The 1,349-nt window shown below is 36.0% G+C and carries 2 protein-coding genes; both read left to right on the forward strand.

The window, feature by feature from the left end:
- The first annotated feature begins 150 nt into the window (after positions 1–150).
- Positions 151–498: a HopJ type III effector protein gene (locus L4C33_RS22265; RefSeq protein WP_428814556.1), complete on the forward strand. Its 348-nt coding sequence runs from the start codon at positions 151–153 to the stop codon at positions 496–498.
- Positions 499–721: 223 nt separating this feature from the next.
- Positions 722–1,276 carry a porin family protein gene (locus L4C33_RS22270; RefSeq protein WP_428814557.1) on the forward strand — a complete coding sequence of 185 codons (555 nt, stop codon included), beginning with the start codon at positions 722–724 and terminating at the stop codon, positions 1,274–1,276.
- The last annotated feature ends 73 nt before the right edge of the window (positions 1,277–1,349 follow it).

The following is a 1,349-nucleotide window of genomic DNA, read 5'->3' on the forward strand; positions in this document are numbered from 1 at the left end:
GTATATACACTGTTAATAAGGATATAACTATTAGTGATGTTCTTTCAGAGGCTTATTTAGATAGAATTAATAATAATTGTGCTAAACTGCACGCTTTTCGATAAGCACTAAGTTTTATCAAACAAGGTTAACTTTCACAGGATTATTTAAATGGATTTGAATTCATTCTTAACAGCTTTAAAAACCACGCCACAAAACGTTGAATTTTCAGAGACTATTGCAGTTATTGATTCGATCTATAACTTTCACGAGTCAGCATTTACTAACGGCGATACTCAAAATGAAGCGGGTCAAAATAATGGGTCTTGTAAGATTTTTGCATTTGGTCAATTAAATAATCTAACACCTCAACAAACCTTGTCTTGTTTCGGCGATTTCTATCGTGTTGATGTTTTACAAAACCCAGATAACACAGATCACCAAAACATTCGTAACTTTATGGTTACAGGTTGGCAAGGTGTGCAATTTTCTCAGCAAGCTTTAACTCCTAAGGGTTAAAAGAGCTGTGTCGATATAGGTCTTGTTAGGCCTATATCGTTATTATATGTACGTTGCAGGCTTTCTTATCCTCATTTCCCTTTATTAACCCTCGCTGTTTTCCCTTTATATTGATTTCATTTTTTAAACTGTGATGCATTAACGCAGAATCGAACATCTATATTTGCACCTTTAAGTTATTCAACTAATTTTATATTAAATTGGTTGGCTGATCGGTGGTTCCATGGAAAGGGTTATATTATTTTTCGCACTATTTATTTTTTCGTTTAGTACTTCAACCTACGCGCAAGAAGCGTATTCAGGAGAAGAGGCTTATACAAAAGAGATCAAATCGTTCTATTTAGGCGCGGGGCTAAGTATGGCGAACTTTAGTGATTCTACGTATCAAGATGACAATAAACCTGATAGCACTTTGTTAGGCGTTATTTTTGGTTATCAGCCATTCAGCTTTTTAGCAATAGAAGGGCGCGAATTCGTACGAGTATCTAGTAAAGATGAACGTATTAAATGGTATGGTTCAGTTGTTTCGAAGTGGCTAATTCCGATTGACTACCACTTTAATATTTTTGGCACGTTGGGTTATGCCGGAGTGAAGCATGAGTCAGTTAATGATGATGATTTAAAATGGGCACCGACAGTTGGGGCGGGTTTAAGGTTTCGAAATAAATCGCCTCTAATGCTAGATCTTGAGGTGGAATACCTTGATGAAAGTGCAGTTGCCCCAGCAGGGGATGACGGGGTAGTTTCGTTTAATCTAAATGTTTATTACGCATTTTAAGGCAATAAGGTTATTGCCGTTTACTCGTTTATTACTTTAACTTGCTTAGCACTTAACTAACCAATTATAAGAT

Origin of the sequence: Vibrio makurazakiensis (genome assembly GCF_050337375.1) — a bacterium.
GTDB classification, from domain to species: Bacteria; Pseudomonadota; Gammaproteobacteria; order Enterobacterales; family Vibrionaceae; genus Vibrio; species Vibrio makurazakiensis.